Annotated in this window: 16 protein-coding genes; 2 read left to right on the top strand and 14 right to left on the bottom strand. The window is 51.0% G+C overall.

The genetic code is table 11. The features are described from left to right. Nucleotides 1-11: 11 nt before the first annotated feature. Together ACE5KN_RS01255 and ACE5KN_RS01250 are read right to left on the bottom strand one after the other, a co-directional pair. Nucleotides 12-749 carry a DUF1361 domain-containing protein gene (locus ACE5KN_RS01255; RefSeq protein WP_375528291.1) on the bottom strand — a complete coding sequence of 246 codons (738 nt, stop codon included), beginning with the start codon at nt 747-749 and terminating at the stop codon, nt 12-14. Then, on the bottom strand, nt 734-1,462 hold the full coding sequence (locus ACE5KN_RS01250) for an alpha/beta fold hydrolase (protein ID WP_375528292.1): 729 nt from the start codon (nt 1,460-1,462) through the stop codon (nt 734-736). Before ACE5KN_RS01250 ends, ACE5KN_RS01255 begins: the two co-directional genes overlap by 16 nt. A gap of 149 nt (nt 1,463-1,611) precedes the next feature. Between ACE5KN_RS01250 and ACE5KN_RS01245 the strand changes: the two genes are divergently transcribed. After that, nucleotides 1,612-2,652 (top strand): chymotrypsin family serine protease, encoded by a 1,041-nt coding sequence (locus ACE5KN_RS01245; protein WP_375528293.1) that lies wholly within the window; start codon nt 1,612-1,614, stop codon nt 2,650-2,652. 18 nt (nt 2,653-2,670) lie between these two features. Here ACE5KN_RS01245 and ACE5KN_RS01240 read toward each other — a convergent pair whose 3' ends face one another. The 4 genes from ACE5KN_RS01240 to ACE5KN_RS01225 all read right to left on the bottom strand — a co-directional run bounded on the left by ACE5KN_RS01240 (nt 2,671) and on the right by ACE5KN_RS01225 (nt 8,887). Next, nucleotides 2,671-3,900 (bottom strand): MFS transporter, encoded by a 1,230-nt coding sequence (locus ACE5KN_RS01240; RefSeq protein ID WP_375528294.1) that lies wholly within the window; start codon nt 3,898-3,900, stop codon nt 2,671-2,673. 9 nt (nt 3,901-3,909) lie between these two features. Continuing rightward, nucleotides 3,910-4,941: an ROK family transcriptional regulator gene (locus ACE5KN_RS01235; protein ID WP_375528295.1), complete on the bottom strand. Its 1,032-nt coding sequence runs from the start codon at nt 4,939-4,941 to the stop codon at nt 3,910-3,912. A gap of 210 nt (nt 4,942-5,151) precedes the next feature. Continuing rightward, on the bottom strand, nt 5,152-7,713 hold the full coding sequence (locus ACE5KN_RS01230) for a beta-mannosidase (RefSeq protein ID WP_375528296.1): 2,562 nt from the start codon (nt 7,711-7,713) through the stop codon (nt 5,152-5,154). A 139-nt stretch (nt 7,714-7,852) separates the two neighbouring features. Then, nucleotides 7,853-8,887, bottom strand: a complete 1,035-nt coding sequence (locus tag ACE5KN_RS01225; protein WP_375528297.1) for a LacI family DNA-binding transcriptional regulator — start codon at nt 8,885-8,887, stop codon at nt 7,853-7,855. Between the two features lie 182 nt (nt 8,888-9,069). Here ACE5KN_RS01225 and ACE5KN_RS01220 point away from each other — a divergent pair, with 182 nt between their 5' ends. Beyond that, on the top strand, nt 9,070-10,764 hold the full coding sequence (locus tag ACE5KN_RS01220) for an ABC transporter substrate-binding protein (RefSeq protein WP_375528298.1): 1,695 nt from the start codon (nt 9,070-9,072) through the stop codon (nt 10,762-10,764). 71 nt (nt 10,765-10,835) lie between these two features. On the opposite strand, the gene ACE5KN_RS01215 is transcribed toward ACE5KN_RS01220, so the two are convergent. The 8 genes from ACE5KN_RS01215 to ACE5KN_RS01180 all read right to left on the bottom strand — a co-directional run bounded on the left by ACE5KN_RS01215 (nt 10,836) and on the right by ACE5KN_RS01180 (nt 17,324). Beyond that, the gene (locus tag ACE5KN_RS01215) at nt 10,836-11,693 is read right to left on the bottom strand and encodes a hypothetical protein (RefSeq protein ID WP_375528299.1); all 858 of its coding nucleotides are present in this window, start codon (nt 11,691-11,693) and stop codon (nt 10,836-10,838) included. Nucleotides 11,694-11,802: 109 nt separating this feature from the next. Beyond that, nucleotides 11,803-12,192 carry a DUF2500 domain-containing protein gene (locus ACE5KN_RS01210; protein WP_375528300.1) on the bottom strand — a complete coding sequence of 130 codons (390 nt, stop codon included), beginning with the start codon at nt 12,190-12,192 and terminating at the stop codon, nt 11,803-11,805. Next, nucleotides 12,192-12,704, bottom strand: coding sequence for a GNAT family N-acetyltransferase (locus tag ACE5KN_RS01205; RefSeq protein ID WP_375528301.1), 513 nt, complete (start codon nt 12,702-12,704; stop codon nt 12,192-12,194). Before ACE5KN_RS01205 ends, ACE5KN_RS01210 begins: the two co-directional genes overlap by 1 nt. A gap of 149 nt (nt 12,705-12,853) precedes the next feature. Then, nucleotides 12,854-14,935: a class I SAM-dependent methyltransferase gene (locus ACE5KN_RS01200; RefSeq protein WP_375528302.1), complete on the bottom strand. Its 2,082-nt coding sequence runs from the start codon at nt 14,933-14,935 to the stop codon at nt 12,854-12,856. A 9-nt stretch (nt 14,936-14,944) separates the two neighbouring features. Beyond that, on the bottom strand, nt 14,945-15,439 hold the full coding sequence (locus ACE5KN_RS01195) for an NUDIX hydrolase (RefSeq protein ID WP_375528303.1): 495 nt from the start codon (nt 15,437-15,439) through the stop codon (nt 14,945-14,947). A gap of 15 nt (nt 15,440-15,454) precedes the next feature. After that, complete coding sequence (locus ACE5KN_RS01190; RefSeq protein WP_375528304.1) at nt 15,455-16,201, bottom strand: GNAT family N-acetyltransferase; 747 nt, start codon at nt 16,199-16,201, stop codon at nt 15,455-15,457. Nucleotides 16,202-16,283: 82 nt separating this feature from the next. Beyond that, nucleotides 16,284-16,901, bottom strand: coding sequence for an NUDIX hydrolase (locus ACE5KN_RS01185; protein WP_375528305.1), 618 nt, complete (start codon nt 16,899-16,901; stop codon nt 16,284-16,286). Between the two features lie 57 nt (nt 16,902-16,958). Continuing rightward, nucleotides 16,959-17,324, bottom strand: coding sequence for a YunG family protein (locus ACE5KN_RS01180; protein WP_375528306.1), 366 nt, complete (start codon nt 17,322-17,324; stop codon nt 16,959-16,961). Between the last annotated feature and the right edge of the window lie 89 nt (nt 17,325-17,413).

Genomic DNA, 17,413 nt, shown 5'->3' with positions numbered 1-17,413 from the left:
CTCTTTATCGTTTACGCGGTTCGCTCTCCCTTGGCAGACTTCCGGTTCAAAGACGCGGCCAAGGTCAGCATATAAGCTGCCGCAAGAACAGCAAAAATCATCCCGCAAAAATGCAGCAGGTGCTCCTTCCCGGCAGGCGCAGACCAAATCTCGGCCAATTGGTTGTACAGCGAGACCGGATCTTTCACGATATCCCAGGAGTTGCCGCGGATAAATCGTCCGATATAAATGGCAAAGCTGCTGAGCAGCAGCACCATGACAACGAACAACACACCCGCCACCCAGCCGAACGACCTGCGCACCAATTGCCTTACGGAATCCAGCAGCACACCTCCCATCATCAAGCCTGTCAAGCTTACGAGCATCATGGCAAACGTATGGTTCCAGAAACCGGTGGCGACCCAGAAGCGTTCATTGGGATCAAAAGGATATCTTGCAAACACATGCAGCATGTCTGTGATCAAATAAGGCGTATTCGGATAAAAAACCAGCCACACCAGGCCCGCACCCGCCAGCAGCAGGTTTCTGGCCCCACCCCGCTTCATGGCATAACAAACATCCAGTATGATGGTCAGTACGGCAGGAATCCATGCCAGCAGCATATTCCACCAGATAAAGGTGTAGGGAGCCCTGCCCGACGGCAGCTTGATGTTTAAAATCCACAGGGTACTTGCAAGGGACACCAGGGCAAGCAGTCCAAACACGATTAATTTGCCGGGATAATTCAGCGATTTCAATCCAGTGTACATGCAGCCTCCTTTTCATCGATAAACCCGATCAGCGTTTGATAAAATAACTCCTTCTCCACAGAACGGATATCGTGGCCTGAACGGCTGAAATTTTGGACAGTAACCTGATCAGAGCCCAGGTATGCCTGCAGCTCTTCATCTGGCAGCAGCGATCCCTCCAAGGTCCCTCTCATGACCAGTATTGGGAAAGGGAAGTCAATTTCAAACGGATGATTCTCCGATTCCGCACCAATTGCGCGTACTGCAGCAGGGCGGATATTGGAGGTGCGGCCAAAGGGCTCAAGATAGTTTGTAACATAATCCTCCGCCCAGCCGGACGGCATGGCCAAATGGCGGGCAGGATAGTCCTGCAATGAAAGGGACGCGATCCCCTCCGTATGCGCGGAAGCATAACCCAAGGCATAGGATACCCCGCGCGAATAAGCGAAAAGGTGAAACCTGTTCAGCCCCCTCTCCCGAATCACCGCAGCCAGATCGGACACATGCTGCTTCAGCCCGTACCCGGAATCAGGAGTCGCACTCTGTCCGCGCCCGCGGTAGGACAGCACCACCGTTCTGCGCGGCAGTATTTCCCGCATAAATTCCTCATACTCTTCCGCTGTTTCCGACAATCCGGGAGACACCATGACAGGACAAAGCGAGGAAGACGCCTCATCGCCGGAATCAAGCACATGAAGCTTTACATCTCCCGACTGAACATAAAATGATTGCATAACCGCTCCTCCCCATCATTTCCTCTGTTCCCGCAAGTGTACAACAGATTGTTTTATTCCACAATGTTCCAAAAGTTAAGAAAAACTTAAACAAAATGCCCGCCTCCCCCATAAACTGCTTGTGTGACTACAAAGGAGGAGTGATCAGGTTGGCAACTTTCGCAGCAGCGCTGAAAATGAAAAATAAACATGCAAAAAAATGGCTTGCCGCCAAAGGAGTTTTTGGAGTAGGCGTCGGATACAAAGACCCGAAGAATCGCAAAAAAGGGGCAGCCGTCATCATTTATACGGAATCATTGGCTGCAGCCAAATCCGCTCTTTCCACAGTAGCGGTCCATTCGACAGGGACAAGTGCGCCGGTCCGCATCGTGCGTTCAAAGCCCTTCAGGACAAATGCCAGCTATAAGCGGCGAATCCGTCCCGTACCTGCCGGCTACAGCATCGGAACGTCGGAGTATTCCGGCAGCCTGGGACTTATCGTTGCCGACGCCAATCAGCCGGGCGTAACCTATATGCTCAGCAATAATCATGTGCTGAATCCGGACAACGAGGGGGGATTAATCCCTACTCTTCAGCCCGGCGGAGCAGATGGCGGAAAGGCATCTTCCGACCGTATCGGAACGCTGTATCGTTATGTCAAACTGCGCAAATCCGGGCAAAATTTGATGGATGCCGCCATTTCCGCCCCGCGCCTCAGCAATCTTGTTACTCCCCGCTACGCTACTGTCGGGGCCGTACCAGGATATGTTACATCGTATAAAGTTGGGGAACAGATGAAAAAAGTCGGACGCACGACAGGGCTGGTGTCCGGAAAGGTAGAGTCCATCCATACGGATGTAAAGGTGGAGTACGGTGAAAATTTAGGGGTGTTAAGCTTCCGTAACCAAAGCGTCATACGTGGATCAAAGCCTGTCTCGCTGCCGGGGGATTCAGGCTCCGTGTGGCTGCGGAGCAGCGACAATTATGCGGCGGCTGTTAATTTTGCAGGCTCGCAGGATGGGCGCATCTCCCTCGCTTTTCCCGTGGAAAGGGCGATGCGGGCCCTCAATCTGCAAGTAGCGCAGCCGTCCGGAAGCTCCTCGTCAGTAAAACGCCGGTCCGCTTCTTCATGCTCCTGCACCCGTCCGCTTACAGCCAAAGAGCTTAGCCGCTGCAAACCTAGAACTGCAAAGCGAAGGGGGCAGAGATAACTTCGATATAAGGTAATTTCAATTCAAAGAAGATTTTGCTCCACCGTCATCCTTCGTCCGGTTGACACTGAAAAAGGCATTCAGCCTTTCCGAGGAGAACATCATGGCCGCTACTGAAATCAGAATAAACAACGGCAAAATCGCAATGCTTAAGCTGGAAGCCAGATAACCAAGCAGCGGCGGGATAAAGGTGCTGCCTGTATAGGCTACCGCCATCTGATAGCCCATAATGCTCTGGGAATGCTTTTTCCCGAAGCGCAGTGGTGTCTCATGCAGCATGGACGGATAGATGGGGGCAAGCCCCAGACCTACGAGCATAAATGCCGCCATCGAAAAGCCGGACGAAAGCGGCAGGCACAAGAGCAATGTCCCCGACAAAGCCGTAATTTGTCCGGCACGAATCAAAGTACGATTGCTCAGCTTGAAGGTTATAAATCCGGCAATAAAACGGCCGATCGTAATTCCGGCAAAATACAGGGAAGTAGCCTGTGCTGCCATTTCAGGGGAAGCATCCTTCACATTTACCAGGAAGCTGCTTCCCCACAGCCCCAGTGTCGCCTCCGCCCCGCAGTAGAACAAGAAAGCGGCCAGCCCCAGCTTCACTCCCCGGATGTGCAGCGGCCTAACCGGCGCCCCCCCATGCATATCCCCCTCATCTTCTGAAAGCGGCTCATCTTGCATCGCAGAAACCGTGCTTCTTGCGACCTTATCCCACAGCGGCAGCGATATCAGGAGAATCAGCACCAGCACGAACTGGATGGCAGCAATGGTCAGATACCCCTGTCTCCAGGAGCCGTCACCTGAAATAAATTGCGCCATGACCATCGGACTGAGCGTGGCTCCCACACCCCAGAAGCAGTGCAGCCAGCTCATATGATGGGCTTTATAGTGGGCAGCTACATAATTGTTCAATGCCGCGTCAACGGAGCCTGCGCCCAAGCCGAGCGGCACAGTGCACAGAAACAGCCATATGACGGAAGGAGTCAGACTGAAACCGAGCAATGCGCAGGCTGTCATCAGGCAGCTCGCCAGAGTGACCTTGCCTGTGCCGAAGCGCCTGACGACCGTTCCGCTGGCCAGGCTGGAGACAATAGTACCGGCCGCAATGCTCATAAACAGCCAGCCGGCCATTCCCAGCGGAGCTCCGTAATCAAGCTGCATCACAGGCCAGGCCGATCCGAGCAGCGAATCGGGCAAGCCCAGACTTATGAATGCGAGATAAATAATAATGATAAAATAGGTGGCCATGTTGTTCTCCTACTCATCGTTTTTATCTGCCTCGGTCAGCATAAGCTCCAGTCCGAGGCCCTGCAAGCCATTAAAATAGTCCATCCTCAAGTTGCTGACCGCCATCTCCGGCAGGTGCTCTGCCGGTATATATGCCGTGCAGCCTGTCGCAATTTGCGCCAGCATGACAGGCGTGACTTCATCATGGCAAAAGATAACCCTGTGCGGATTCAAAATTGCCGCAATCGAAGCAATCAATCTGCTCACCGGATCGAAATCAGCCCCTGCGCCTAACGCTTTCTCCTTCACAAATTGCATAGCCTGCAGGAAGTTCCGGTTATCGTACTGCGGAACGAAGGAGATTTCACCCGAAAAAGAAGTGCTGCCCCGCACCAACTGGCCATTGACCATAACGCCGGCACCGGGACCGTTCTGGCCAAAGTACAGATATACGAGTGAAGAGGCATCCTTATGCCTGCAGTGCAAATGATAGCCGAGCACTGCGGCGTTCATATCATTTTCCACAACAACCGGTATGGAAAAGCGCTGTTCACAAAGGCCCTTTAAATTCAAATCCTGAAATTGCTCATAGCCTGGTATGTAAATGATGCGTCCGTTGCTGACGGCTCCGGGAACGCCAATCGAGAGCCCGCTGATCTTCGGATATTTGGCAATCAGGGGCTCGACATGCCCGGCAAAGCTCTCGATATCTTTGGTCAGCACACTTGCAGTCTCCTTCCGCTCCTTCACTTCGCCACGGCAGTTGAAGACAATATATCCTGTTTCATTACGTTCCAAAAATACGGCCAAACCAAGCCTGTAATCCGCATTGTATTCGTATCTGGCCGCTCTTCTTCCACCCCCGGAATGATCCAGTCCGCGCGAAAATACTTCCCCGCTCTTCTCCATCTGATTAATAAACTTGCTTACTGTCGGAAAACTGATGCCCAGCTTGCGGCTGAGCTCAATCTTCGTTGCACTTCCATGCTTCAACAATTCGGTACGGATGCCGCGCAGAATGATTTTTCTCAAAGACTTTGGACTTGATGTTAATTCGCTCATTTCATCCACCCCAATGCAGACTTATTAAATGCGTTTAATAAGTTGCGATTAGCATATCATACCAATTAATTGGCGTAAAGAAATTTTCCATTGCCCATCGGCCAATACGAACTTCAGATGATTGTAAAGAAAAAATCCGATGCATCAGCATCGGACGGGTAAGTTCACTTCATATGAGGGTTGCTTTCTGCAGCATTATTAAGTTCATGCTCACGGTCGAGCAGCTGTTTGTTTAATAAAATCTGTAATAGAGCGGACCGTAACCTGCCCCGGCGCCTGCGGCCGGAAATAAGGGCTGTCTCCTCCACCGCTCAAAAAGCCTACGGTCTTGGGGATTCCTGGGACAAGATCAAAGTCATTATCCGTAAAAATGCCTTCACGCTCGGCGGACAGCCACACATGTCTGGCTAAAACATCTGATTTCAGCGTAAGCGTCCAGTTGCCACCTTCTACGCTTTCCCGGCATTCGATGAGCGGGACGGGCAGTGCCATATCTTTGATTGCTGCAAAGTAATGCTCGCGCGTTGCCTTCGTATTGCCCAGCTCATCCTGAAGTTCTGCAACAAGCATATGCTCTGCCGGATTTTTGCCCTCAAGCAGTCCTTCGACACCAAGAGTTAAAACCGTTTCGCTTCCATTGGGGTCGACCTGTACCTCCTGTTCGAGCTGCCTGACCGTCCCTCCCAGAATATGCAGTACACTCACATTCAGCTTGCCTGTAACGGTCTGAAGGGTGTCATTCACCACATGGAACGATACAATCCCCTTGTTATGCCCGGCCACCGACAGCAGCACATCGCTGAAGCTGCGCTTGGCTCTGTACTGCAGCGCTTTCCAGCGCCCAAAATAATCCATCCCTGCCCATGATGCAACCGGCCAGCAATCATTCATCTGCCAATACAGGGAGCCCATGCAGTAGGGCTTGCTGCGGCGGTGAGCTTCAATCGCCATTTCCATTGCATCCGCTTGCAAAATCTGACTCATATGCAAAAAGGCTTTAAAATCCTTCGGCTCCTGCAAATACATATCCATATACTGCTTGATCAGCCGGTTGCCGGCCCCGTTCTTCTGATGGGCAAGCATTGTCTCTGATTCCAGTTCCAGCTCATGCTCCTCAGCGTAGGAGCGAACGGACCGGTATTCCGGGAAGGACTGAAAGCCATATTCGCTCATGAAACGGCCTACATATACGTTATAATTTTCAAATGGCTCAACCGCATGCCATACACCCCAATAGTGAATATCCCCTTCTGCCGATGAAGGATGCGCATGCTGCCCTTCGTCGCCGGTCAGGGCAATCAGAGGAGATGACGGCCAATAGTCGCTGCCAGGCGCAAGCCGCTCTACCACTTCAGGCAGAACACGGTGAAAAATTGCTTCATAATCCGCCCAAATCCGTTCACGCTGATCAAGAGTATAATCCTTCTTCCAGCCCCAGCCTCCCTGTTCGTTATACTGCGCCCATGCCGAGTCAATCTCATTGTTGCCACACCAGAGGGCAATGCTGGGGTGATTCCGCAGACGCCGCACATTGTCCTCCGCTTCCAGACGGATGCTGTTCAGAAACGCCTCATCCCCCGGATACATGCTGCAGGCAAACATGAAGTCCTGCCATACCAGAATCCCGTATTCGTCGCACAGCTCGTAAAACACATCCTCCTCATAAATGCCGCCTCCCCATACGCGCAGCATATTCATGCCGGATTCAGCCGCACTGGCCACCTCGTGCTGGTACCGATCAGCCGTAACCTCCGTAATAAAGCTATCGCCCGGAATGTGATTGGCTCCCTTGGCGAATACAGGAACACCGTTGAGCTCAAAATAAAAGCTTGCGCCTTTGTCATCCTTCTCACGCACGAGCCGAATTGAGCGCAGCCCTGTCCGTACGGAGCGCTCTGCAATCGACTGCTCTTCAAAAATCAGCTCGGCATGAAAATCATACAGATGCTGTTCCCCGAGCCCCCGGCTCCACCACAGCTTCGGATCAGCTATCGTCATGGGAATTTCAACCGTCTGGACCCCCTTCTTCAATTCAGCCTGGCTGCTCCATTCCTGGCCGTCCGCAGTCAGCCGCAGCTTGAATGAGCCTCCCTCAGCCGCCTCGATCTTCACCAGAGCTGTGAGCTTCGCTTCCTTGGCCTGAACTTCATCCTGACGGATGAACAGATCCGAGATGCGGCAGGCCGACCAGCCCTCCAGCCTCATCTCACGCCAGATGCCGCTCGTAACAAAACGCGGCCCCCAATCCCAGCCATAATGATACGGAGCCTTGCGGGCAAATACACTCAGCTTGCGGTCCCCCAGCCCGCCAAGCTCGGACTGGTCGTTGGACGCAGGAAGCCCGTATCCAAGCTTCTCCAGCTTCGGCAGGTCCTCCTGAATGGGGGAGCGGAAGCGGATGTGGATCACATTATCGCCGGCATGAACAAACGGCTTGATATCATGCCTCCAGGTACGGAACATATTATCTCCGGAAAAGACCAGCTCACCGTTAACGCTTACATCCGCATACGTATCCAGACCGTCGCACACCAGGTCCAGCTGCTGTAAAGCCATTGCGGCAGGCGGGATCGCAAAATTAGCCTCATATTCCCAATCCTGCTTGTCGATCCACTGCAGGCCCCGTTCATTCGTTCCGTAGAACGGATCGGAAATCTTGCCGCAGCGCAGCAGATCGGTATGTACGCAGCCCGGAACCTGCGCCGGCAGCCATTCCTTATCTTCTATGGCCTTAAATCTCCATTCATCCAGCCGTTGTGCCCACTTCTCCATCATCAGCCCTCCGCTCGCCGTTTTTTAACCTAACAGTTAGGTTTATTACATAACAAAAATAACATCTGACTTCATCAAGGTCAACCAGCTTCTGGAATATTCAAAAAAACCGTCCGGCTCCCCGGACGGCTTCCACATGTTATTTAGTCACTTTTTCCCTGCCTGCAGCAGAAAGATACTGCCCCCTCACTACCACTTCTGCATCCATCGCTATCTTCTCATAAGGAGAGGCAGGGTTCAGGATCCTCCAGAGCAGCTGATCCACCGAGCGGCCGCCAAGAAGCTCCTTGTCCATCCTGACGGTCGCCGCAATGGGATGCTGCTCATGCGTATGATCAAATCCGGTAACGCCGCAATCTGCGGGAACACGGACCCCGCAGCCTTCAAGGGTGGCAATCACCAGTTGGGCGGTATAGTCATTGACACATACAAACAGTTCAGGCAAACCTTGAGCCGCAATGTCTACGAGACAAGCAGCCAAATCGGCGGTTTCCGCTGCAAACAGTCTCTCGTCCTGCTGCACATCGATTCCGTTTCTTTCAAGCGTTGCACGGTATGCGGCCCAGCGCTCCTGAAAGCTGAAGGCGTCATGGATATTGCCCACGAACTGCATTCGTCTGTAACCTTTGGCGATCATGGAATGAAGTATCCCCTCCATGCATGCCCAATTATCTATAAAAAGAGTATCCGTACGAACGGCCGGATCTCTGTGATCGACCATGACAAACGGTATGCCAAGACGCCGGATATTCAGCAGAATTCCTGTCGATATCGAACCCACCGTAATAATGCCGCGGATAGCTCCAGGATTCAGCAGCGAAAATACGTCATCCGAGGATGGCTCCGTCAATGTAAGCACATCCAGCCCTTTTGCATTCAGTTGATCCGCTATGCCTTCAAAAACAGGCCCCCAGTATTTGGACTCCCTGTTCTGGCTCCGTATATTGGGAAACAGCACAGCAATCGTCCCCTTCCAGGTGGTCTGCTCCGCGGGCTGTCCCGCTGCAAATCCTCGCTGCTCCTGCCTGAAGTAACCGAGCTTTCCGGCCAATTCCACAATCGCTGCCCTGGTGTCTTCACTTACCCCCGGTTTACCCGCCAGCGCACGGGAGACGGCAAACTTGGAGACGCCTGCCGCATCTGCGATCTCCTGTAAGGTTACTTTCCCTCGCATATCTTCCATCACCCGTTGATTTATTTGTTCTATCGTAGCATAAATGTTTCATGATAACAAAACCTAACAAACAGCAAAACATTTTTAACATTTTTCTTGACTGTTAGCCTGCGTTTTTTTAGAATTCTCTTATGAAAACACTTTCATTGGTATATTCATTTTTCTCAGAAGGGGGATTATTAATGACCAAAACGAAAGCAGTGCGCCGGATTTCCACCATTCTTCTCTCCTCGCTGCTATTGCTGGCTGCCGGCTGCGGCGGTCCGGAAGCCGCTTCAAGCAACCAGGATGATCCGAACGATACCAGTCCGCTGACATTGACCTATTTTAGCGGCGAGGGCAGTGCGAACTGGAACAACATGCAGGACGACATCGGCAAGAAAGTTACGGAGAAAACAGGTGTTACCGTAGACGCGGAATTTGCCGTGAACGGCAGCGGCCAGGACAAAATCGCCCTGATGATCGCCAGCGGGGATTATCCGGACATGATCTACCCCAAGGACAGTGTGGGCAAGCTGGTGGATGCAGGCGCTCTCATTGACCTGACTGATCTGATCGATCAATACGCGCCGAACATTAAAAAAGTTTATGGCGAATATTTCAACAGGATTAAATACAGCCTTGACGATCCTGGAATCTATACAATTCCGACCAATATGGGCGTGGACAGCGTCACCTTCGATACCGTAGGCGGCTTTGAGATCCAGCACCAAGCCTTGGAGAAGCTGGGGTATCCGAAGATTCGTACGGTCAAAGATTTTGAAAACGCTCTCCGGACTTATAAAGAAAAATACCCAACCACCAACGGTCAGCCTACCATCCCCCTCTCTCTCGATGCTGACGATTGGAAAATCATGATTACCGTGACCAACCCCGCAGTTCAAACTACAGGCGCTCCAAACGACGGGGAGTATTATATCGATCCTGAAACCCACGAAGCGATCCTGCATTACCGCCGGCCGGAAGAGCGCGAGTACTTCCGCTGGCTGAACCATATGTACAACGAAGGCCTGTTGGACCCGGAAACTTTTGTGCAAAAAAGCGACCAGTATAAGTCCAAAATTGCCAGCGGCCGCGTCATCGGGCTTATCGATCAAAAATGGAATTACCAGGATGCGGAGAACGCTTTGAAAGCAGCGGGCAAATCCGAATATACTTACGCGCATTTTCCGGTGACTTTGAGCGAGGAATACGATGATCCCTCCTTCCAGTCCATTGGCTTTGATACCGCCTATGGTATTGGCATTTCCGTGGATAACAAAAACCCGATCCGCACCATTAAATTTCTGGACTACCTTGCCTCCGAAGAAGGACAAATCCTGCGCAACTGGGGCATTGAAGGCAAGCATTACAACATGGAAAACGGCAAGAGAGTCGTTCCGCCCGATGTGCAGGAGCGCAAAAACAACGATAACATCAATTTTCAGAAGGAATCCGGAATCGGGCTGTACTGGAGCTGGGGACCTCATTATGGGGATGGCATAAAGGATTCGACAGGCAACTATTACACGACTCTCTATCCAGAAATGATCACAGCCAACTACAGTGAAGCAGAGAAAAAATCGCTGAAGGCGTATAATATTACGATGTGGAAGGATCTCTTCAAGACTGAGGAAGACTTCCCGGTAAAAGAATGGGGTGCGGCCTACAACATGCCTGTGCCGACAAACACCGATTACAATGTCATCTACCAGAAGTCTCAGGATATCGTGCGCAAAAGGATACCGGAAGCCATTCTCGCCCCCAAGGACCAGTTTGACGCCATCTATGATACAATGCTGAAGGAATTCGACGAAGCGGGTGTCCCGGAAGCGGAGAAAACGTACACCCAGCTGATCAAGAACCGCCTGGAGCTTTGGTACGGGGACAGCAAATAATACGAAGAAGAGAGGATGCCAGGAGGTATCCTCTCAATTTCTGGTAATAAACGTCATTTAACACTGCTTTCCTACTGATTCAGATATGACTTCACAACCTGCCCCAACTGCTCCTGCAAATGCCGGTCATCCGCATAAATGATTATGCGGTCGGCAATTCCCTGTACTGTAAAAGATAGATCCGTGCCCCATTTGGCGATAACAATAACCGGCTTTTTACGGGCATGCGCATACCCGGCTTCGATGCCGAGACCCACTCCTTTTTCCGATAGCTCAAGCAGCACCAAATCACAGCGGTCTATTTGCTTCAGGCTTTCCTCCATGAGCAAAACCGGAGGCACATGCTTCCTCCCCCAGGCTTCCATATCTCTGACCGTACAATAAGTCCGCGCCCCCGCTGCCTCAAGAAAAGCGCATATCCGTTCAATATCAGCCTGGTTGGACATGTCCTCCTTATATTTAATCCCTATGTATATATTGAAAAATGGCGATTTCTCCTTTTGAGGCTGGAGGATGCTTTGCAGCTCGACACTGCGGTATTTACGTTCAGGAACCAGCCGAAAATAATCGTCGGCCTCCGTAATGATGACATCCAGCTCGTTGCTGTCTTCTACCGGTTTGATGTGAATGATGTCCTTTGTCGGTACAAATTTCAGAGACAGAGCAAGACCATTCGAGCCGTACTCAAAGCGGTTAAGCCAATGAAGCAGGAGCGCAATCCCCATAGCTATGAGGAAACCTCTGCCACCGCCGTTTTCTTGCGAGATCACAAAATAAATGATACCCGTGATCAAATCCGCCCATAAAATCCAGTGCATTTTCTCCGGTTTGCCGCGAAACAGAATCGTCCCTGCACGCTTCCGCACCTGCAGTCTGCGTACAATTAACGCCAGATTCAGCACCACCAGAACCGTCAACATTACAGGCAATACCAATCTACCACCCCTGACTTAAAACAATGTATGCACCCTTAATCCAATCCTGTCCCTGGCAGCTCCACACTTTTGAGATACAGGCTGCCACCTGCTTTCATGATGATCAGTAATTTGAATTGTGTGCCGGAAGCCGTTCAAACGCCTTAAAACGTGTCCCCTGGTACACCAGTTTCCCGCGGTCTCCTTCCACAATCAAGCCGTACTGCTCTCCCTTGACTTCAAGCTCCTTGCGTTCGCCGTTTTGGAACTCAAACGTAACATAATAATCGGTGCTGGAGCTCATGTCTCCACTTCCTCCCCACACCTTGGTGCGTTTCGTGACAGCTGTGCATTCCTCGGACAGCTCTGGTGCGGCATTATTGGAGGACCAGTTTTTGATCCCTTTCGTTATAGCAATAATGAACAAAAGGAAAAAAAGTCCGATAAAAATAAATACGACGATCGGAAAATAATCAAATAAATCCCAAAACCAAGAATTGCTCCATGGGTCCATTATTTAGACTCCTTCCGCAGCATGTATTCCGGGCGAAGCTGGGACATGATGACGAGGGACTCAAACACGCTGCCCCGTTTGGACGCATCCCGCAGTGTGCCTTCGGTGATAAAACCTGCCGATTGGTACACATGCCTTGCGCGCGCATTAAACACCTTCACATCCAGCCAGAAACGATGTGCCCCGGTGTGCTCGAATACCCAGGTCGTCACCAGTCGCACGGCTTCCTTGCCGTATCCCTTGCCCTTCATCTGCATCGCGATCCTTTCCAGGCATACCGATTGATTCGGGTCCTGCAGACCTGTCAAAATGATAAACCCGGCCTGTTCCCCCTCCGTATTCTCGATAATCATATACAGCATATTGGGGTCCTTCAATCCTGCCAAATGCCGCTCATAATCCCACTGCCCGATAAAATTCGTATTTTCCGGGTGGCACTCCGTATCCATAATGAACTGGATATCCAGCTCCACTGCCGCCCGCAAGCGCAGCAGCTCCGATTGTATCAGCATCATTGATCCTCCTTGTGTTAAGATAAGCGTTTTCAGATCATCTAAATTCTAAGTTTATCGCTATATTGTACCAGTTTTTGCTTAAAAACGGAGCATAAATTGCAAAGAAAAAGAAGCCCTTGCAAAAAAAGGACTTCCGGATCATTAGCTCAATTCTTCTTTTGTATGACGATTACACACGTGCTGTCAGGCAGAGGCGACAGATCGCCGCTTTCTTCCATAAACTCTATTCTCCCGCTCAGGGCCTCCGTATACCCTTCCTGCAGATAATGCCGGTCAACGATAATCTCAGCCTGCTCTCCCAGTGTTCTGCGAACAAAATTAACATAGGACGAAGGCGTAAAATAGCCAAATTGCTCCTGTACTTCATACACGTACGCTTCCTCGCCCCACGTATAGGTGTACAAAAATTCCATCGCGTCATTTACAGGCATGATCACCTCGTGATCGCTAATCCGTGTAAACTGAATCGGTCTGCCTGCAAAATCATTCCGGTACCGCTCCAGCCATTGCATGCCGTCAGGCTCCAGAAAACGAATCCGCCGGAGCTGCTGCTCAGGCTCGGTCATAATACCGTCTCGTATGATGACCCTTCCTCCTGGCCGCAGTACCCGGAAAGCGCTTCGCAGCGCATCGGCAACCGTTTCTGTGTTGAATTTGCGTCCATCCCGTTCAATATAGGAATACAGCTCATGCAGAATGGAAGAGAAAATAACGGTATCCACGCTGCCAGGCTCAAGGTAATGTTCAAGCTGCAGCGCGTTTCCCTTGATCACGTGCCAGCGATGCCCTTCCAGCTTCTTCTTGCGTTCCAGGACTTCAATCACATTGGCGGAAATATCGATTCCAACAGGCCTGGTGTCAGGCAGCTCGCGTTCAAGCAAGTCCAGCAGCACACCGCCGCCCGGGCCGATATCAACAATATTTTTGCCAACTACATAATCAAGGATGACCCTCTTATAATCCGCTGTCCGGTTCATATCCGCAAGATAGGCGTCCTCATTGTGGAACCGGTCATAGGCATCTCTTCGTAATCCAAACAGGTCAAAGAGCAGCAGTACCGCTTTTTCATACAGCGGGGATTTCTCGGCCTCTATGCAAAACTCGATCAGCTTTTCGGCTGCCGCGGAAAATATAAATTTAAAAAACACCGTATCAGGCAGCAGAGAGGTCCGCTCCACGGCGTGCGTTAAATGAGGATTATCCACATGTTCCCCCACCAGCGCCTGCTCCGGGGTCAAATCTGCCAGATACTTTTCGATAATGCGCATTTTGTACACATTAACCTTCTTGGCCCCTTTGTAGTCGTAATACATGCTGTTCATGAGCGGCTCAAAGCTGATATGCCGAATATTACCGCCGTTTTTCGTCATCTGTCCGGTTTCATGCTGGATCAGCAGAAAAATTTTGATAAACTCGTCCAGCTTAAAATCCTGCAGTGCCGATTCCACAAACCATAACGTTTTGTCCTGCAAAGGAGCAAAGACCTGTTCAATATCAAGCTGTTCCTTAAGTCTGTCGTATTCCTCGTCAAAGTCCTCGCCGAGCTGCAGCGACCTGCCGCGCAGCCTCTTTAGCCGTTCCTTCACATCCCATCCGCTCGGCGTATTCCAAGCCACCCTGCGGATTACGGCTTCCACTTCGTCCCGAACCTTATGCCATAAGGATGAGTCTACGGCTGCAATAATACATTCGTTCAGCGGCAGCAGTACCGCATAAAGCTCTTCCGGGGAAAGAAGCCCTTCCAGCACCAGCTCAGTCAAAGGCTGATGAACCGCAAAAGGCACCTCTCCCCGGATGTACTGTCCTGTTAATCCGTGGGTTGCAATCAGGGTGCGTATCACCCGGCTTCGTGTCTGATCCCCTCCCGGTTTGCAGCGTGCATATAACTCGGCTGATCCGATATTATGCACAAACAGGTTGATGCCTTCTTCCTGCCATTCCAGACGCTGCCGGACCGTTCCGCCTTTAGCGGTTTCCGACCAGACCAGCACTTCCTCAAGGATCTCCCTGATCCAAAAGGATAATTGCAGGCTGTCCAACCTACGAAGCGTCCGCTCCACATAATCCAGCACGGGATTCGCTTCCGCCAGCTCGCTGATGGAGCTGATCCTCTCCATGTTGACAATCCGCTCTTCCGCGGAAGCCATCAGCATCAGCCATTCCTGTTCTTCAAGTGCTTCTGTTTTCCCCGAACGATAATCAATCAATGCTTTCAATGATTGCAGCATTCCTGATGCTCACCTTTCTTCCCTCAGCAGCTCTGTGATCAATTTCTTCTGATCTTCCGGCAATCCCTCCGGCCACTCTCCCGGCCTGCACAGCAGCATTTCCGATATTTCACTGCAGGACTGGAAGACTCTTTCACCGGGCTCCTCATCGAGTTCTCCTCTGAATATAAGGTCAACTCTGGCGGGCTTCTGCCCATATATGGCTTTAGCCAACCTTAACCGCTCTACGCTAAGACCTGTTTCTTCCCAAATTTCTCTTGCCATCCCCTCTTCCGGCTTCTCTTCCTCCATCCAGCCCCCTGGTATGCCCCACGGCTGCTCGCGGTATGTATGCTTGAGCAGCATCACTCTGCCGGTGCTGTCCGTAATGACACCAAGCACGGACACCATAAATTTTACCTGGGTCCGACGTACAGCAAAGTCTTTAAGCCCCTGAAATGGTACAGCCTTGTACATCCAGACAAGCCAGTCCCTGGGCAGCGCCCGGATCAGTCGCGACAGCATTTACACAGCTCCTTTTTATGATTTTCCAGTCTGCACTCTGTACCAGTAGGCGTAAACCTCGCGGTAACCGAGCTTGCCGTACAGCCTCAAGGCAGGACCGTTATCCTTCAGTACCTGTAAATAGCTGTACCCGGCTCCCTGGCGCTTGCCCCACTGCAGCAGCTTTAAAACAAGCTCGCGGGCATATCCCTGGCCGCGATGCTCGGGATGGGTGGCAAGATCGTAGATTCCGAGCCATTCCCGTTCCATTATCCCCGTTACACAAGCCACTGGCGCAGAATTTTTATACAGAATCATAAAGGCCTTGTTTAATAACGGCAGGGACAGCATTTTACGCTTGATCGCCATATGCTCTGCAGGTAAAGCAGTAAAACGAGCAAACACGTCCATCCACTCATCATCAATTTCTGCCGAAATTTTCACATCCTCCATTTGAGCCTCATCGATATGATCCAGCTTTAATGTCTGCACACTGGACAAATCCGCTTTTTCATACCCCATGTGCTCCAGCAGTTCATCCAGATTGTCCGGGTGAACAAAAGGTGTCATTTTAAATACAGGATTAAGGCCTACGTTTGTATAAAAATTTTCGCACGCCAAAAGCTTCCTCTCAACACTGATGCCTTCGCCGCAATAGATAGGATTTACCGAGTTAGCTCTTTTGGTATACCCGTCGGCATAACGCGCAATCCAGCCGTCAATGGACATTTGATGGAACGCCGGCAGCGCGTTCAGGGAGAGTTCTTCAATATATTTATGCACAAATTATACCTCTTTCTCTTAATTTGTAGCATAAATATACAATTAAATGATTATTTACTCAAATCTAAAAATGGATTTTATTTTACTCCAGCCACGCCTTCTGTTCCGGATTCCGGTAATAATCAAAGCATCGTTTCAGTTGGGCTTCCGTATTCCTGGATATGGACAAAGGCGGTAAATTGTCCTCTTTGAAGAAACCGACCCCGGAAGTCTCCAATCCTTCAAGCGCGCTCCCGCCCGTAATTTCGCAGTGGATAAATATTTTATAAATATGGTACGCATCCGGCGGATGATCGTGAAATTTTTTATCCAGAATGCCGATCAAGCCAGCCGCGCGCACCTCAAAGCCGGATTCCTCGCGGACCTCCTTGACCGCCACTTCCGCCGGGGACAGCCCGATATCCGCCCATCCGCCAGGAAGCGCCCACGCTCCGTCCGACTTTTCCCTGACCAGCAAAATTTCATCAGCATGAAAAACGACACCCCGCACATCCACCTTCGGGGTTGCATATCCCGTTTCCGCTGCAAACAGTGAGCGCAGCTTGTCCGTCTCCATCCCGGTGTATTCCTGCATCATCGTAATGCTTAAATCCCGCAGCTGCTCAAACCGTTCGATATCATACACATCCCGGCCGTATGCAAGTCCTGTCTGGCTGATGGCCTGAATTTGCTTTGCCCACGTAAGCCATTTTGGTTCCATGACATGATCCATCCTTTATATGAGAAATCGGATTTCGACGCTCCCTATGCTCCATGTTTACTGCCTGTCGAGCAGCTCCGCCATTCTGCCGCTCAGTGATTCATACTGCTCCTGATTCGTATCGCTGAACGCGTCCGCTCTGGAAGAAAGCACATGCAAATATTCAATCTCCCCTGCAAATTGCGATGCGGTGAAATCATAGACTTTATTGTTGATACGGTTATAGTAATGCCAGCCCCCTGCGGTCATCGTCTTCAGGATTTCTCCACCGAGACGGTCCTGAACGACTAATGCGGTTACACCGCACTGTCCACGGGCCGGATTGTCCGCCGTCCATTTTGAGCTGGTCTGCAGTGACCATGATTCCAGCAGGGCTGCGGATATCTGATCATATAAAGTGTCTGAAAATGAGCATGTTTTCATAAATCATTCCCTGCCCTCCGTTATGAGTTAACTAAATCTTACCTTTTTCACCATACCGCGGGCAACCCGTAGAGCATAATGTCCGTGCT

The sequence above is a fragment of the Paenibacillus terreus genome (genome assembly GCF_042138595.1).
Classification (GTDB): domain Bacteria; phylum Bacillota; class Bacilli; order Paenibacillales; family Paenibacillaceae; genus Paenibacillus; species Paenibacillus terreus.
The sequence above is the reverse complement of the archived record's forward strand: the minus strand, read 5'-3'. Positions and strand labels throughout refer to the sequence as shown.